Origin of the sequence: Virgibacillus necropolis (assembly GCF_002224365.1) — a bacterium.
Classification (GTDB): domain Bacteria; phylum Bacillota; class Bacilli; order Bacillales; family Amphibacillaceae; genus Virgibacillus_F; species Virgibacillus_F necropolis.
Window position 1 is genome coordinate 891483 of sequence record NZ_CP022437.1, and the last position, 18226, is coordinate 909708.

The following is an 18226-nucleotide window of genomic DNA, read 5'->3' on the forward strand; positions in this document are numbered from 1 at the left end:
CATAAGAATGTACCACCTCTGCCTTGTTTTTTACCAGCGTTTGCCATAAGTTTTACCACTTACATGTTTACCAATGAGGTAACGTCAAGGCTTTGGAAGGTAAAAAGGCCTAATTTATCCTAATTTTTACTGAGGAATCTGATAGTACTTTTATTTGTTTGTCTGGTTGTTTATTATTTTTGTTCACTAGTTCCCCTACTACGCACAAATTACTTTAATTGAAGTTCTAGTCATTTTTGAATACCATATAATTAAATATGACTAGGAGGGATCAGGGTGGATTTAAATGAACGTGCTTACATTATTTTGAAGTATATATTAGATTTCTCATTTGATGAAATTTTTATTACGGATGCTAAAGGGAATATTATTTATACGAGAGAATCAAAGGAAAAGTTATTTGGCATACCTCATGAAAAAATAATACATCAAAACGTTTTTGATTTAGAAAAGGAAGGAATTTTTGTTCCATCTATAATTGTAAATGTTTTAAAAGAGAAAAAGGAAAAGACATTTGTCCAGGAAACAAGAAATAAAAGCAAGTTGATTATCGCCGGATATCCAATATTTGATGAAGATAATACATTAATTGGTGCAATTAGTTTTTCCAGAGATATTACAGAGGTTGAAAGTCTCAAAAAAGAAAATGAACAGGTAGCAAGAGCGATTGAACAATATAGAGAGGAAATAGCAACATTAAAAAGACAGACAGTGAAACCTTTTCATATGAAAAACAGCAAAATGGACAAGGTACTGGATATTGCTTACAAAGCGGCGGATTTGGATATTACTGTCCTAATTGATGGAGAGTCAGGGGTAGGTAAAAATCACTTGGCACAAAAAGTTCATGAAATCTCCTCAAGAAGAAATGAGCCTTTTATTGAGGTGAACTGTGGTGCCATTTCTGAATCTCTGATTGAGTCTGAATTGTTTGGCTATGAGGAGGGAGCATTTACAGGAGCAAAAAAAGGAGGAAATAAGGGTTATTTTGAAGCTGCAGGTGAAGGAACTCTTTTTCTTGATGAGATTGGGGAGCTGCCGATGAATCTTCAGGTGAAATTTTTATCTGTTCTGCAAAACCAATTTTTTATGAGGGTTGGAGGAAATAAAAAGATAGAAAAGCAATGCAGAATTATTTGTGCAACCAATCAAAATCTGGAAGAACTGATTCGTAAAAAACAATTTAGAGAAGATCTGTATTATCGAATAAATGTAATGAAATTAACCATGCCACCCCTAAGAGAACGCAGAGAGGATTTGATTTCTTTGGTTTATGAAATTACAGAAGGATTCAATACAAAATACAGGACGCAAAAGTATTTATCACCAGAACTGATTGCTTGGATCAGTAAACAAGAATGGCCAGGGAATATCCGGGAATTACAAAATTTTATTGAAAAAGCAATGATTGTTTCAGAGACCAATGAAATTACTCTTGAGATTATTGAAGTAATTACGGATAGAAAATCATCCAAATTCTATCAAGATATGACACTTAATGAATACATCGAAAGCGCAGAAAAAGAATTTATTTTACAAATGTACAATAAATATCCATCGAGCATTCAACTGGGAGAAAAACTAGGAATCAGTCAATCAACTGCAAACCGAAAAATTCGAAAATATATAGGCGGTAGTCAAACTTGACTAAAAATAACCTGTTTATGGACTGAAAAACGATTGTTCTTTTCCTTTAATAAATTTATTATTTGTTGTGCTCCATTTCGTTCTTAATTTTTGTTTGACAGTGAAACGCGTACATGAAGCCGATTTTCTAATTTTTAATCAAGCAGTCTGGTATTCGATTTACCAGACTGCTTTTACTTTTTTATTATTTTTTACAAGTTGGCATAGTTTTTGCATGTAATAGGTGTACAGCGAGAATTACATAGGAAGACCCAATATAAGAGAGATAGGTAAAAGATGGAGTGGAGACCACCTGACTAGACGCAAGTATATGAGTAAAGCAAAAATAGTTACATTAACTAAGGAAATGAAGGCGATTACAACTTTATTAGTTGAAAATAACTTTGTGAATGTTACTAAGCACCTTGTTTCCTTTAATGCAAAATAGATTTATTAAAGGAGGAAAATAATGGGAGAATCAGGTCAAGGCTCGAATAAAATTATTGTTGGTATTGTGCTTGCGGTTCTTACGTTTTGGTTATTTGCCCAATCGATGATCAATATTATCCCGGTGATGCAAAAAGATTTAGGGGTTACGCTTGGAACTTTAAATATTTCTACGAGTCTGACAGCACTATTTTCTGGTCTTTTTATTGTCGTTGCTGGGGGAATTTCTGATCGCTCAGGAAGAAAGAAGTTAACATACATCGGTCTTCTGTTGAGCATTATTGGAAGTTTGCTGCTCATTGTTTCCAACAATGCAACGATATTGATTACCGCACGGGCAATCCAGGGGATCTCAGCTGCCTGCATTATGCCCGCAACGCTTTCACTTATCAGTTCAAATTTTGAAGGGAAAGGCAGACAACGTGCACTTAGCTTTTGGTCTTTCGGATCATGGGGAGGCGGTGGCTTAACTGCGATTGTTGGTGGAGCTATTGCCACTTACATGGGCTGGAGATGGATTTTTATCGTATCTATCGCAGTTACATTATTATCCATGTTCTTGCTAAGAGATATAAAAGAAAGCAAGGCAGAAAATTTAAAGAAGAAAAAATTTGATTTCACAGGATTCTTTATATTTACGATTGCAATACTGATGATTAATATCGTTGTGACACGGGGGCAGGATTTTGGCTGGACAAACCTGTTAACAATTACTCTTATTGTAGGTGCTATTGCAGCAACAATCCTATTTTTTGCCGTTGAAAGAAAGAAGAAAAACCAGTTTATTGACTTTTCTATTTTCAAAATAGGAGCTTATACAGGATCTGTTGTATCAAACTTCTTTCAAAATGGAATCTTCGCTACGATAGTTGTTACAAATACGTATGGTCAAATGGCAAGGGGATTTACACCTTTTCAGACAGGGTTACTTACTGTTGGAAATGTCATTGCCATATTAGTCATGATTCGCGTTGGGGAAAAAATGCTCCAGAAAATGGGTGCAAAAAAGCCAATGCTTATTGCAATTGTCATCTCTATGATAGGAATGAGTATGACAGCGATGACATTTTTACCAGATTTAGCTTATATCATTGTCGTATTTATCGGCTTTTTAATTGCCGGGATTGGTATCGGCATGTATGCCACACCTTCTATTGATACAGCAATTGCAAATATTCCAGATGACAAAGTGGGAATTGCTTCAGGAATTTATAAGATGGCAAGTTCTTTGGGATATGCATTCGGACTCTCCATTACAACGGCAGTATTTGGCGTGCTGCTTGCAAGTAATATTCACCTTGCTGCTTCTATTGGGGTTTTAGTAAATGTTATTTTTGCAGTAATGGCACTGATCTTTATTACAAAATTCGTACACCACAGTGAAGGCTTGGAGGAGGTAGACTCCACAGAAACAAAACAAGTAAGTAAAGATTTAGCTGCAAATCAGAATTAATGTTCTTACCAGTTAAGGGGGGATGTACTGAACGGATATAAATTAAAACTACCTTAATATTTATTATTGCCATAATGGCCTCAACTAAATTATTACAAAACTATTTATTGAATATCTAAGGAGGAATAATAATGGTTAAACCTGAAGAAAAACAAATTTTAAATTTACCTTTCACTGGAATTTCCACTTACGGAAAATACCCAGTTTGTCCGGATCTTAATGAATTAGATGCAGACGTTGCAGTAATTGGAGTGCCTAACGATATGGGAACACAGTGGAAGTCCGGAGCAAGAATGGGCCCACGTGGAATTAGAGAAGGGTCTACATTGTACAGTTTCGGACTGGACGGTGCTTATGATATTGAAAATGATATCACGTATCTTGGACCTGACTGGAAAGTGGTAGATTGCGGTGATGTTGATATTATTCATGGCGATCTTATGCAATCACATGAAAACACCGAAGCGTCCATTCGAAAAATTGTTTCCAAAGGGGCAATGCCAGTTGTCTTAGGAGGGGACCATTCTATTACGGCTGCAGTAGGTAAAGGGTTAGAAGAATTAGGTCCATTTCATGTAATTCAAATTGATGCTCATCTCGACTGGGCCGACCATCGTTCGGGACAGCGCTATGGACACGGAAACTGTATTCGTCGTTTGTCTGAGCTGGACCATGTACAGGAAATCTTCCAGTTTGGTATCCGTGGTATCTCAAGCAGTTTGAAAGAGGATGTGGATGCTGCAAGAGAATACGGAAGTACCATTTTATCACCGCGTAAAATGAGAAAAATGGGAGTGGAAGAAGTGCTTGCACAAATTCCTAAGGGGGAGAAATATTATGTAACCATTGATATTGATGGTATGGATCCTTCGATTGCTCCTGGAACAGGAACACCATCACCAGGTGGCTTGCTTTATGATGAAGTAAATGAATTATTAGAAGGAATCGCAAAAAGAGGCGAAGTTGTAGCATTTGACTTAGTTGAAGTTGCTCCGCCTTATGACCCAACAGGAATGACTGGACAAACAGCTGCTCGTATTTCTCTGGATTTACTAAGCTACGTATTAAAGCAAAAAGAGCTTCAAAGTAAAGAAGAAGAGGCGCTTGCTTCTCAGAAATAACAGGAAGGGCTGTACCGAATTTGTACAGCCCCTGTTTTCTTATTTTACTCCGTTTACTGAGCTTTAGGTGTCTGTCACCCAAGACAATTCAGAATTGTTTTGGGTAGCGGACATTGGAAGCATGGAGACGGTTCTTTTGTCCCTTAATTAACAACCTTATAATGACGCCACTCTTCTGGGAACAGTTTCTGATACTTTGGCTGTAAAAATCGGTCATCTATTAATACAATGGTTCCATGATCGGCCTCAGACCTGATAAGTCTGCCGCCAGCTTGCAGTACCTTATTCATTCCAGGATAGACATAGGCGTAATCAAAGCCACTATATCCTTCATTAGTAAAATAATCCTTGATAATATCTCGTTCGAATCCGATCTGCGGTAGCCCGACCCCAACGACCATAACTCCGCAAAGCCGGTCGCCCTTTAAATCGACCCCTTCTGAAAAAACACCACCAAGAACCGCAAATCCTACTAATCTTTCATCTCCGCTTGGTTCGAAGGCGGTTAGGAAATTCTCACGCAGCTCCTCCGACATCCCTGTTTCCTGGACAATTGTTTTTACATCTGGTGCTTCCGTTTTAAATGCTTCGAAAGCTTTATTCATATAATCATAGGACGGGAAAAAAATCATGAAATTCCCTTTTTGTTTGTTTAAAACATCACGAATAAACTGGACCATTGGCAAAAGTGTGCGTTCACGGTCACGATAGCGGGTGGACAAAGGCTGAACCAGAACCTCTGCATTTTCATGAACAAATGGAGAGGGGATGGATAGCACATAGTCATCCTCGGTTCCTCCGAGCAAGTTTTTATAGTAATCCGCTGGTGCTAGTGTAGCCGAAAAGAAAACTTTAGAACGAAAGCCTTTTCCCATTTGCTGGAGAAGGTACGATGGATCTAAACAAAACAGCTTTATCATTACCTCGCTCTTGTTTACTTCTACATAAGAGACGAAGCGTTTGTCATATAGGCGGCAGATTTTTGCGAAGGCACTGGCAGCAAAATAGGTATCCAATAATAGTTGATTGGATTCTACATTCTGAACCAATTCTTCCTCTGCCACTTCCGTGAACTTCTCCACCAGAACTGCCAGGTCTTCATCGAGTTGTTTTTCTGCAATATTCTCCTGCTTTCGCTTTTCTGCGAGACAAACATTGACGGCCTTCGCGGCTTTAGCAACAGCCGCGTTTATATCTTTGTATGCTTTTTGCACCTGTAAAAAAGATGATTTTAACAATACCGCTGAGTACATTTCCCGAGCACGTTCAACCAGATTGTGCGCCTCATCAACGAGCAGTACGGATTGTTTTTTCTGATCCTCGATTAAGCGTTTTAAGGACACTCTAGGGTCGAATATATAATTATAATCGCAAATAACCGCATCTGCTGTGTAAGCAAGGTCAAGCGAAAATTCAAATGGACAAACTCGATGCTTCCGGGCATAAGCTTCAATCACTGCACGGCTCATTAGTGATTCATTTTCAAAAATATCCAGAATTGCCCCGTTAATCCGGTCATAATAACCGTCAGCAAAAGGACAATGCTCAGCGGTACAAATAGTTTCCTCCTGAAAACAGATCTTATCCTTTGCTGTAATGGTGACAACCTTCATGTCCAAGCCATTTGCAATCAACAATCGGAACGCGTCTTCGGCTGCTGTTCTGGTAATGGTTTTTGCTGTTAGGTAAAAAATGCGCTGTAGGTTGCCTTCACCAATCGATTTAATTGCAGGGAAAATCGTGGAAATTGTTTTACCGATCCCAGTGGAAGCTTTGGCAAACAAAACTTTTTTATCGAGTATCGTTTTATAGACTGAACCCGCAAGCTTGTGCTGACCTTCCCGGTAGACTTCAAAAGGAAATACCAGCTCTTTACTGCTGGAATTTCTGTCCACAATATGCTGAGTCTTCGCTTTGGCATATGCAGCGTACTGACTGACTACTTCCATTATGAAGCTTTCAAGCTCTGGCAGGGTCATAATTCGTTGAAACTGTTTCTGCTCTTCTGTTCTGACGTGTACATATGTCAGTTGAATGGTCATTTGCGCAAGCTCTCGATCTTTCGCATAAATATACGCATAGAAGACAGCTTGTGCCCAGTGTACTGGGTAAGTCTCCTCCGTAATAGTAACGAGCGCGCGTGAAGTAGACTTGATTTCATCGACGATTACCAGCCCGTCCTCTTGAAAAAGTAATCCGTCAGCGCGTCCGTCCACATGCATGGTAATAGTTTCATAGGGAATCACTGTTTTAAGATAGACTTCCTTCTGATCACTACTAGTGTAGGTTTTCTGTATCTTCTGATGAGCCTTCGTACCATCTGTAAGAGGAGTTGAAGTGCGGAAGCCGCCGGACTCAATACTCCCACTCCGAAATACATATTCCACCAGATGCCGTACCGATATTTTAACAATGTTTGTCATGTAATCACCTATTTATTCTTCGTTACTATTAAGTTTAGCAGTTCGGTGGATTTTAGGGAAGATGGGACAGGTCCCTTTGTCCCAAATGGTAGAAACAGCAGGAAGCAAGAGAGCCGTCCCCCCTTACTTCCTTGAAAAAATGTATGTCATGCAGCAGCCTAATTTTTCCCTAAAGATAGGGAGGAATTAGGTTGCTTTTATAGTAAACGGGTTTAAAAAAGCCGATGAAGATCAGATCACCTGATAAAAGTAGTTGAAAAGACCTTCATTAAGCTGATGAAAATCAAAACAGCCCAAAAATGCAGTCGAAAAGACCCTCATAATACCGATGAAGATTAAAACAGCCCAAAAGCGCAGCCGAAAAGACCCTCATAATACCGATGAGGAACAAAACAACCCAAAATTGCATTCGAAATGATCTTCATAATACTGATAGAAGCATGGGGACGGTTCTTGTGCTTCCTCGGAACTGTCCCTTGAATTTTTTGATGCTGTCATAATTATAGTTCTATACCGGTTCCTTACACTTCCCAAATTTTGTTGTATTTTGACTAACGGGTTACTAGATCACCTTCTCCCTGGTTCACTAACTATTCCTATTGATTGTCGTATTCAAAAAGACTAAATAAGCGACAAATAACCCTCAATTCTAACTACGAGGATTATTTGTCGCCTACTTATGGTTATTGTCTTATACTACTTTAGCATTTATATCTTCACTATTCTCACCAGGTTTAGTATCTGATATCAAATTCTCAGATTTTGCAACAGCAAGTGTACACACCATATCTCCAGTAACATTTAGAGAAGTATGACCCATGTCTATGACTCTATAGATGCCTGCTATTAATCCCATGATCTCAAGAGGCAGCCCCATTGTTGTCAGTAACATGATTGTCATAACAATTCCACCGCCAGGGATTCCTGGAGCCCCAACAGATATTAAGGTTGCAAGTAAAATTGTAGTTATTTGTTGCGTTATCGTAAGCTCTATTCCATAAATCTGGGCAACAAAAATGACAGCGATAGCAAAATAGTTTACTGCACCGTCCATATTGATAGTTGCACCTAAGGGTAATGAAAAACCTGTTAGACTTTTAGACACACCAAGGTCTCTTTCAACAACCTCCATCGTATAGGGTAATGTACCAGAGCTACTTGTCGTGCTGGCTGTTATAGGCCAAATTTTTAAAGCACTCTTATAAAAAGTACCTAATTTCATTTTGACAAAGAATTTAATTATTAGTGCATATAAACCAAAACAGATGAGCAATAAGCCTACATAATCTGCTATAATTAAAGCAGTAATTGATCCTAAAACCTTTGCTCCATACTCTCCTATTGTAGTAGCAATTAAAGCTGCAACACCAATAGGAGAAAATTTCATTACAATATCTGTTATTTTGTACATAACTTCTGCACCGTTATCAAAGAACTTCTTAAAAGTTTGTACTTTATCACCTAATAGAACCATAGAAATCCCTAGAAAAATTGAAAATACAATAACCTGCATTAGATTTCCTTCAACAAGAGAGTTAAATGGATTAGTAGGGAACATGGAAACTATCGTATCAACAACTGATGGTGTAGCTTCCTCTTCGAATTGTCCTGGTTTGACTTCAATTTCATCTAACGTAACACTAGATCCAGGTGAAATTAAATTGGCAACTAGTAAACCGATAGTACCTGCACAAATAGTAGTAGCTATATAAAATAGTAATACCTTACCACCAATTCTTTTCAACTTTGTAAAGTTGTTCATAGAGGTTATACCACTTACTATTGAAAAGAATACTAAAGGAACAACTATCATTTTAATTAGGTTTAAAAATAGATCACCTAAAGGCTTAACTACTGTAGCTTTTTCTTTAAAGATAAGGGCGATTATTATCCCTAGTACAAAACCTATTAAGACTTTTGTGCTTAGTGACATTTTTTTCATGGAAATCATTCCTCTCTAATTTATGATAGTACGAGTGAAAGATACTAGGCCATGTGATGTACGCGCTTACACAATAGAGTTAATAAAAACTCCTCCTTTTGCCAGTGATGTAATCTACTATAATTCATTATTATCTAGCTATTTTTTCAGTTGCTATTAAAAATTGGTCTATTTCCTTTAATGTGTGGCAGTGCAGTGGAGAAATACGAACAATTTCCTTTAAGTTAACTGCATGCAATATTCTTTTCGAATAAAGACTTGTATCTAAGCGATCATAAACAAGAATGAGTGATTACTAAAAAAATACATATATTTTTAAGTAGATGAGATATTGTTCAATAAATAAAACCCTGAATTTTCAGGGTTTTATTTATTGGCATACTTTTTGCATTAATAATGGTAACAACCAAAGGAGGATGATCATTATGTCAAAATACGAATACTCCATTTTACCGGAATATTCACCGTTATACCCTAACTTGCCTTACGAATATAAAAGTTATCAAAAGGTAAGTGTATATTGTCAAGGAGAAAGAGAAGCGTTACAAAGATTTTTACCAAAAGAATTCGTATTAACTTCTGATATTTTTGAAATATTTATTCTAAAAAATAACGAAATTAAAGGTTTAGATTTGTATAGCGAGGGTGGAGTAGTTATTCCATGTTCTTATAAAGATATCAATGGAGCATGCGTGGCTTTTGAATATGTGAATACAGATGATGCTCTTTGCGCTGGAAGAGAGATATGGGGTTATCCAAAAAAACTTGCAGAAGTTCAATTTAATCAAAACGAAAGTTCAATAATGGGCAGTATTACCAGGAAAGGTAAAAAGATAATTGACATTGAGTTTGAAAAAGGTAGTAAAAAAGTAGAACCACCAAATTTATCACCTAGACTTCAGGTGAAACGTATGCCACATCCAGAATTTCACGGTACGGATACAAATACCATTATTAGAAATGAGTTACAAGATGTTGAAATTAAGAAAAAAGTATTTGGTACTGCAAAATTAAATATTGAGGAATCGACATCAGATCCATTGTCGCGGTTAGGGGTACAAGAAATTGTGGGTGCGATGTATATAGAAGGAGCATTTACACTAACATACGGTAGTGTAATAGAAAATCTGCAAAAATAAAACAAGGAGTGATGGAGATGGATAATGTTTTATTGATTTGGTTCCTTTATGTCATTGTTCCTTTATCGGGCTTTATTGCAACTTATATTCTGACAAAACGTGTTAATAAGAAAGGAGAACAATAATGCTTACAGTTTTTCTTATTTATTTAATAATTGTTTTCATGATTGGTGTTTTGTCAGAGCGATACATCACGAAAAGTGAAGAGGGATTTTATCTAGGAGATCGAAACTTTGGACCTTGGGCAACTGCAATTAGTGCAGGGGCTACTGATACAAGTGGATGGATATTTATTGGAGCTGCTGGGGCTGCTTATGTTTCAGGAATAAGTACGATGTGGATGCTACCTGGTTTTATAATCGGTTATTTAATAAACTGGTTTGTAGTAGCACCGAAACTAAGACGAGAAGGGAAAGAGCTTGGTGCATTAAGCCTAACTGATTATTTTAGTTTGAAATTAGATGATGGTAACAACATCTTGAAAATTGTTTCCAGCATAGTTATTATAATTTTCTTTATAGCCTCAATGGCTTCGCAACTAACAGCAGCTGGTAAAACACTGGATGCCACTATTTCTTTTGACTATAATCTTGGACTAATACTTTCAGCAGCATTTGTAATTGGTTATGCAATCTTTGGTGGGTACAGAGCTGTAATATTGACAGATCTAACCCAAGGAATAATTATGTTAGTTGTTTTAATTTTGTTTCCGTTGTATATGGTATTTTTTGAACTAGGGGGTCCAGCAAACTTCTTTCATACTTTACAATCAATTGACCCAGCATTAGTTTCTTCACTAGGTGGTGCTACAGGTGCTGCAGGTTTTGGTGTTTTTATTGGATTATTTGGATTTGGATTAGGTGAACCCGGGCAACCACATATTGTTCAACGGTTTTTGTCAGCAAGGGATGACAAAACGATTACCCAAGGATCATTCATCGCCATGTTTTGGGTTATAGTCGTAATGACTGGTTCAAACTTACTAGGTTTGATTGGAAGAATTATTATTCCAGTATTAGATGATCCAGAATATGTTTTCCCAATGGTATCAATTGAAGTATTACCTACAATTGTTACTGGTATAGTATTAGCAGCTATTTTTGCGGCTATACAATCCACGTTTTCTTCACAAATTATGGTTGCAACTCAAGCATTTGCAAGTGATTTACTAAAAGGGATAACTAAAAAAACATACACGAATAAACAATTAACAATAATTTCAAGAGCGACAATGATAGTTCTTGGTGTTATTTCTACCATAATTGCTTTAATGGATATTCAATCTGTATTTGACCTTGTTCTATACGCATGGGCAGGGTTGGCATCTAGCTTTGGGCCATTATTGTTATTATTGCTCTATACAAATATCGTTACAAAAGAAGGTGCGCTTTGGGGAATAATTACCGGTACGCTGGTAACAATCGTCTGGATTAATACACCATGGGTAGCTTACTTATATGAATTAATTCCCGCAGCAATCTCTTCCACCCTTATAATTTTATTAGTTAGTAAGCTTACGAAAAAAAATAATTGAATTACGTCAGTTACCTAATACAAGGAGGTTTTATCCATGAAAAGAAATGCATACAATGTGCCTGTTCATGCACCGCTTTTTCCTGATCCTTTTGTGCCGTACGAATGTAAGGATTATGTTTCACTTTTTGCGGTTGTTGAAGCAAATAAAGAAGAAGTAAAACAAATTCTTTCCTATACTCCTTTTGAATATGTAAATAATAAAATGGTAATCTCTATATCGGATTTTAGTAATACTGACAAGATATCTTACATGGATTGCGCAATGGTAGTACCGGTGAAATATGGTGAAAAATATGGTGGATATTATATTTATGAATATGAAAACAATGATGCAGCAATAGCAGCTGGAAGGGATCTATGGGGGTATCCTAAGAAATATGCAGAAATAACTTTAGCCGAAAAAAATGGAAAAATTTATGGCGCTGCTAAGAAAAATGGAAAAGTACTGCTAGAAATGAGTTCAACCTTATCGGAAAAAATCCCAAAAATAGATGAGCCAAAAACAACTCCACATTTCAATATTAGAACAATACCTAAACCAGCAGGAGGTATCCTTTTACAGGAAATAATTGAGCGCGACACCTCACCGGATTTTCAGTTACACGAAAAGGCTTTTACAAATATTCACTTAAAAATGAATTCGACGGCTACAGAGTCCTTATCATTATTGGAACCCCTCAAAGTCCTAGGTGGAGGAGTTATTAAAGGAGACTTTTATGCAACGAATGAAAATGGTTGGGGAAAGGTCTTAGAAACAATAGAGTTTAATCAATAAGTAAGTTTCCAAAGGATTGCTATGGAATTTGACGATTAGGTAGTAATAATTACTGGTACCATTGGAAAAGAAACAACTCATTTTTTGCTGAAAAAGGTGTAATATTAGTTCAAGATATACTAAAAAGTATCAAAACAGTTAAATCTTAAAGAAGATAAACACTTTTTTTCGCTGACGTAACGAGAAAAGTGAAGAAACTATGTAGAAGAAACAATTAATCATTTTCATAGAATTGATGTGCTCTTTAATAGCGCTGGTATTACAGAGGAACCTTCTTTAATTAAAGATTTAATGTGAACGTGTTAAAGGGGTCCTTGGTCATTCTGTCGAATAAAATAAAGCTAAAGTATAGAAAGTGTTTTGGCTAATGTGCTTGATTATTGCCACTAGAACTATTTGATTTCATATAGAGACATACTCAGTTATTCCACTGCTACCATCTCCTATCCATTCTTGTTAGGAGATGGTAGCAGTGGTATTTTAAAAAGGAACAAGGCCTCGCATAATTAAACTCTACTCATTAGAATCTAATTTTTTCACTTTTGCTTAGTCTATTGATTACCTTATAACTGGCAAGGAGTTTCAGCAGAAAAAAGAATTGACCATCCCTATTTTTTACAGCTTAAGAAATGGTCTATTTTAGAATATGCGGATATAAAGGACCATGCTGATAACTTTGAATGGATTGTCCATAAAGAAAACTAGATTTGGCTGAAGGCAATTCTTATTTATGGGAACAGTTTGGCGATATCGGATGAACCTATTCAGGAGAGTACCTTATTTAACATAGGGTGCTTTTTTTTGAAATACGACCTTTCATATGCTGAAAAATAAACTTTCCCTAAGGATGAAGGGCTACTAGTGAAAGTTCCATTATTGGCGGTGGTTATGGAAGTTTATTATTGAAAGGGGATAGTACTCAAATCGCGGAACCATTCTTAACCCATTGCCTGACTCATGCTGGCCCCATTCCGGACCCATATAGGACCATACTTAAACAATAAATAACACAAAAGAGAAGAAGGAGAGAAGAAATACGCGAGGAGATTTCAGAGCTTTTTTAATGGATGCCACCAATGTGAACTGAGTTATGATTATGGGAAATCATCACGGGAATTTGCAGCATAAAAACGAGAAGCAACACAAACCTTCTTTGCCAGGGTTTTACCGAATTCTCCCTGATATTTTATTTTATATTTCCCCCTAGAGAGTGAAGAGATTTTTTATTTTTTAAGAATTTTTCATTTACATGCCACCAAACGGGTTACCTTATACGATTATAGTAATAAAAGAGTATTACTAACTCGCTGGGGGAGAAAGAATGGATAAGAATAGTCAATTTACGTTTGAAGCAATTTTTGAGCAAAATCAACGGAGAATTCATTACCATATTCACAAGTTATGTATTAATGATCCACACCAAGAGTTTTACCAGGAAGGACTTTTTGCCATGTGGAATGCCTATAAAACGTATGAACCGGATAAAGGCGTCATGTCAACTTACTTTAACTATACAATCAAAAATCGTTTGATTGATTTAATGCGTAAAAAATCAAGAGAACAACAGAACGAAGGCGCATGTGTGCAAGAGATAGGAAACAGAACGTATAACAGTAATCACATCCGCAAAAGCAATGCACTTATTCCTTATATTACGGACATACCTATTGATGATTCGTCTACGATGATATGGGAGCATGTAAAGTCATTATTAACAGAAAGTCAATGGAGCTGGGTATATCACTACATTATTTTAAATATGTCAGTGAAGGAAATTGCTGAACAAGAAGGTACGACGATTGAAGCCGTAAAGAGCCATGGGAAACGGGCGAGGAAGAGATTGAGAGAAGCGGGTTTGAAGGAGTTGATGAGGGAGTTGGATTAGGTGCTAGAGGTTTGATGCCATTTTCCGATTTTTGTCATATTTTGTCGAATGAAATAATATGTGACATAAACAAATCTAAAGCACCAAAATGGTGCTTTTTATATTGGTTGAGAGTAGTGGTAAGTAGGCTGTCACCCCGAAAATGTATAGACACCTCAATTGAAAAGTCACACATTGGGTGCCGTAAATCTGTTCACCAAGGGCAGTTATTCCTGATGATAAAGCATGGAGCAGGATTGATTTTCCTGCTAGAAAATGTGTTTCTTTTGTAACGGGATATTGGTGGATTTTGGTCAGTTGCTGTTACAGATACAGTAAACACTGTGTTAATTGTTGTGGGGTAACCTTAGAAGCGGGAGCTGTACTAGGAGCCACTGGCGGTTTTCAAAATATTTACAATACCTTCGCCACTACTACTGCACCAACAATTGAGGGTGTGGAAAATATCACAAAAGGCATGCTTTTAGCACCGACTGGTAGTTTTGGAATAGGTGGGCTTTATCTATATTTCTTTCCAATTCGCTGGGTGCTGTAGTTTCGCCGCATTGGGCAACAAGAATGCTTGCACCAAAGAGTGTAAAAGTAGCTGTAATGCAAATGATGATGTCAGTTGTTGTATTAATTGCTATATTCATTCCATTAATAATTTTTGGTTTGGGTTTTTTTATAGGTGTTATGATTGCAGTATATGTAGGTGAAAAACCACCATTAGAGGCTTATGAACCATATTTCGAAGCAAATATCAGTCCGTCGACTGAAAAAACAATTACTGCAGTGAGAAATGACTATCAAGAACAACCAGAAGAAACAATACAGACAGTTAGCGGAAAATGAAGCAATCGTGCCTAAGAAAAATGTCAATAAATACAAAAATACAAAGGAAAGTGAAAATGATAAAGTATAAATAATTACTAAGTACATTAGGCAAATATACAGGAAATTGAAGACAAAGCAATTTATGTTGTAAGTTAAATGATAAAAGGTAATGGTACTATGATTGATGGCTTATTTCCTATAGGTCCGTAGAGTGAAGTTGAGAAGGTTCATGGAATGATTAATGATATAAAGTTATAATGAATAAGATCCATGAGGACTTAATAAACGTCTGCGTGGATCTTATTTTATATGGATTTGATCTATTCACATTTACATTCTTATCGCACTGACACTCTTTTATCCGATAAAAACATAGAAATCGAGAAGGAAGAAGCCCCAATAGCACATGAGCGTTTTCCCAGCTTAGAAAATCGTATTTCTGTACTGTCTTTATGATAAGTGGAAAGTCGCTCTTCCAGAACATGATCGATTGGGTTTGCAATCCAAGTTTCAAATTGAGCAATACGATTTCCTATAACAACTACTTCAGGATTAAACGTGTTAACGATGTTTGTTAGTCCAATACCAATATTTTCACCTAATGTATTTAATAGTTGAAGAACCTCTGTATTTCCTATTTGCGCTTCGTTGATCAGATAGTCTAAATCTATTTTGTGTTCCTTCTTCGACAGGTCATGTTTTTCAGCTGCCCTTAATAGTGCGCTTTCAGAGGCATATAGTTCCCAGCATCCACGGTTACCACAAGAACACTTTCTTCCATTAGCTTCAATCGTGAAGTGTCCCATCTCTCCAGATATGCCAGATGAACCGGTATAAAGATCATTATTAATAATAATGCCTGTACCAATACCGATTCCTATACTTATATAAATTATATTAGAGATGTTTTTACCTGCACCGTATAAGCGTTCCCCATGGGAACCAGCATTGGCTTCATTTTCAATCTTAGTAGGGATATTAAACTTATTTTCAATTACTTGCTTTAAATCTACCTGTTTCCACTTAAGGTTTGGTGCAAAAAGAATTTTATCTTCTTTATCTACGTTACCGGGTACACCAACACCAATCCCAATAATACCATACGTACTCTGGGGAGCTTTTTCAATTAATGCCTCCACTAATGAAATTAAATTTTCGATTACATAGTCAAATTCAATACCATTCAAATCTCTGGTTGTTTCTTCTATAATGTTACCACTTAAATCTGTCAGTACGCCTAAGATATAATTTACTCCCAAGTCGATTCCTATAGAGTAACCAGTATGATTATTAAAATAGAGCATCACTGGTTTTCTGCCTCCACTTGATTGACCTGCTTCTATTTCATAAACAAAAGAGTCATTTATAAGTTCTGACACCATTGTTGAGACAGTTGCTTTATTTAACCCAGTATTTTTAGAAATCTGTGCACGGGACATAGGCCCTTTGCTTTCAATTAAACCAAAGACAATTGATTTATTAATTTGTTTTACGAGATTGTGGTCACCAGTCTGTAATTTTTGCATGTGTTTCTCCTTAAGATAAAGATTGTTTAAACATTGTGTAAAAGAAATTCGTGAAAACAATAATTACGAAGTTTTTATATGTTTATTATACAAGTAATAGTCTAAAAATGCTATTACTAGTTGACAGCGTTTTCATCAAAAGTTATACTTAGTTTATAGATTAAACTAAGTATCCCTTAATTATGAGAGGAGAAACAATATAATGAGTTACTTTTCAAATGTTAACAAAATTAAATACGAAGGTGCGACATCAACTAATCCATATGCATTTAAATTCTATAATCCTGAAGAAAAAATTGGCGCCAAGACAATGGAAGAATACCTGCGTTTTGGTGTTGCATATTGGCATACATTTACAGCAGATTTATCGGATCCTTTTGGTACTGGTACAGCAAATCGTCCATGGAAGAACTACCAAGGTATGGATTTATCGAAAGCACGTGTGGAAGCAGCTTTTGAGTTGTTTGAAAAATTGAATGTGCCTTTTTTCTGTTTCCATGATGTAGATATTGCACCAGAAGGAAGTAATTTAAGAGAAACATATAAAAATATAGATACGATAATAAGTATGATGAAAGATTACATGAAAGACAGTAAAACAAAATTGCTGTGGAATACGGCAAATAATTTTACCAATCCTCGCTTCGTTCACGGTGCAGCATCTTCTAACAACGCAGATGTATTTGCATATTCAGCAGCTAAAGTGAAAAAAGGATTGGAAATCGGTAAAGAGTTAGGTGCAGAAAATTATGTATTCTGGGGTGGCCGTGAAGGTTATGAAACACTTCTAAATACTGATATGAAATTGGAAATGGACAACCTTGGCCGTTTCTTCCATATGGCAGTTGATTACGCAAAAGAAATTAACTTTGATGCACAATTCTTAATTGAACCTAAACCTAAAGAGCCCACAACGCATCAATATGACTTTGATGTTGCCACCGGTTATGCTTTCTTACAAAACTATAATTTACAGGATCATTTTAAATTCAATATTGAAGCAAATCACGCAACACTAGCAGGACACACATTTGAACATGAGCTGCGTTATGCACGCGTAAATAATATGCTGGGTTCCGTTGATGCCAATCAGGGAGACCCGCTGTTAGGCTGGGATACAGATGAATTCCCGACAGACTTATACTCTGCAACACTAGCAATGTATGAGGTTATTAAAAACGGAGGATTAGGTCGTGGTGGTCTGAACTTCGACGCTAAAGTTAGAAGAGGTTCATTTGAAGTGGAAGATTTATTCCATGCACATATTGCAGGAATGGATACCTTTGCGGTAGGATTAAAGGTTGCCCAAAAAATAATCGATGATAACATCTTAGACGGAGTAGTCGAAGAACGTTACAAGAGTTACACAGAAGGTATCGGTTTGGATATCGTGGAAGGAAAAACCGATTTCCATAAACTTGAAAAACACGCATTGGGATTATCAGAAATTAAAAATCAATCCGGACGGCTAGAAAGAATTAAAACAACGATCAACCAGTATTTGTTGAAAGCTTATGCTGGAGAATTAGATTTTTAA

At 36.5% G+C, this 18226-nt stretch carries 12 protein-coding genes; 9 read left to right on the top strand and 3 right to left on the bottom strand.

Annotated elements, in window-relative coordinates:
- The first annotated feature begins 276 nt into the window (after positions 1 to 276).
- The 3 genes from CFK40_RS04250 (at position 277) to speB (ending at position 4647) form a co-directional block, all read left to right on the top strand.
- Complete coding sequence (locus tag CFK40_RS04250) at positions 277 to 1647, top strand: sigma-54 interaction domain-containing protein (RefSeq protein ID WP_089530887.1); 1371 nt, start codon at positions 277 to 279, stop codon at positions 1645 to 1647.
- A 445-nt stretch (positions 1648 to 2092) separates the two neighbouring features.
- Positions 2093 to 3526, top strand: a complete 1434-nt coding sequence (locus tag CFK40_RS04255) for an MFS transporter (RefSeq protein WP_089530889.1) — start codon at positions 2093 to 2095, stop codon at positions 3524 to 3526.
- 131 nt (positions 3527 to 3657) lie between these two features.
- On the top strand, positions 3658 to 4647 hold the full coding sequence (gene speB / locus CFK40_RS04260; RefSeq protein ID WP_089530890.1) for an agmatinase: 990 nt from the start codon (positions 3658 to 3660) through the stop codon (positions 4645 to 4647).
- Positions 4648 to 4790: 143 nt separating this feature from the next.
- Here the strand turns inward: speB and CFK40_RS04265 are convergent, their stop codons facing one another.
- Together CFK40_RS04265 and CFK40_RS04270 are read right to left on the bottom strand one after the other, a co-directional pair.
- Positions 4791 to 7070, bottom strand: a complete 2280-nt coding sequence (locus CFK40_RS04265) for an ATP-dependent DNA helicase (RefSeq protein ID WP_089530892.1) — start codon at positions 7068 to 7070, stop codon at positions 4791 to 4793.
- A 691-nt stretch (positions 7071 to 7761) separates the two neighbouring features.
- The gene (locus tag CFK40_RS04270; RefSeq protein ID WP_089530894.1) at positions 7762 to 9012 is read right to left on the bottom strand and encodes a dicarboxylate/amino acid:cation symporter; all 1251 of its coding nucleotides are present in this window, start codon (positions 9010 to 9012) and stop codon (positions 7762 to 7764) included.
- A 425-nt stretch (positions 9013 to 9437) separates the two neighbouring features.
- Between CFK40_RS04270 and CFK40_RS04275 the strand changes: the two genes are divergently transcribed.
- From CFK40_RS04275 to CFK40_RS04295, 5 genes are all read left to right on the top strand, one after another.
- Complete coding sequence (locus CFK40_RS04275) at positions 9438 to 10151, top strand: acetoacetate decarboxylase family protein (protein ID WP_161493823.1); 714 nt, start codon at positions 9438 to 9440, stop codon at positions 10149 to 10151.
- A gap of 124 nt (positions 10152 to 10275) precedes the next feature.
- A complete protein-coding gene (locus CFK40_RS04280) occupies positions 10276 to 11685 on the top strand; it encodes a sodium/proline symporter (protein WP_089530896.1) in 1410 nt (469 codons plus the stop codon).
- Between the two features lie 36 nt (positions 11686 to 11721).
- On the top strand, positions 11722 to 12462 hold the full coding sequence (locus CFK40_RS04285; RefSeq protein WP_089530898.1) for an acetoacetate decarboxylase family protein: 741 nt from the start codon (positions 11722 to 11724) through the stop codon (positions 12460 to 12462).
- A gap of 1321 nt (positions 12463 to 13783) precedes the next feature.
- A complete protein-coding gene (locus tag CFK40_RS04290; RefSeq protein ID WP_089530900.1) occupies positions 13784 to 14347 on the top strand; it encodes a sigma-70 family RNA polymerase sigma factor in 564 nt (187 codons plus the stop codon).
- A gap of 558 nt (positions 14348 to 14905) precedes the next feature.
- On the top strand, positions 14906 to 15181 hold the full coding sequence (locus tag CFK40_RS04295) for a hypothetical protein (protein WP_089530902.1): 276 nt from the start codon (positions 14906 to 14908) through the stop codon (positions 15179 to 15181).
- A 320-nt stretch (positions 15182 to 15501) separates the two neighbouring features.
- Here CFK40_RS04295 and CFK40_RS04300 read toward each other — a convergent pair whose 3' ends face one another.
- Positions 15502 to 16689, bottom strand: coding sequence for an ROK family transcriptional regulator (locus tag CFK40_RS04300; RefSeq protein WP_089530904.1), 1188 nt, complete (start codon positions 16687 to 16689; stop codon positions 15502 to 15504).
- A 202-nt stretch (positions 16690 to 16891) separates the two neighbouring features.
- On the opposite strand from CFK40_RS04300, the gene xylA reads away from it, so the two are divergent.
- Positions 16892 to 18226 (top strand): xylose isomerase, encoded by a 1335-nt coding sequence (gene xylA, locus CFK40_RS04305; protein ID WP_089530905.1) that lies wholly within the window; start codon positions 16892 to 16894, stop codon positions 18224 to 18226.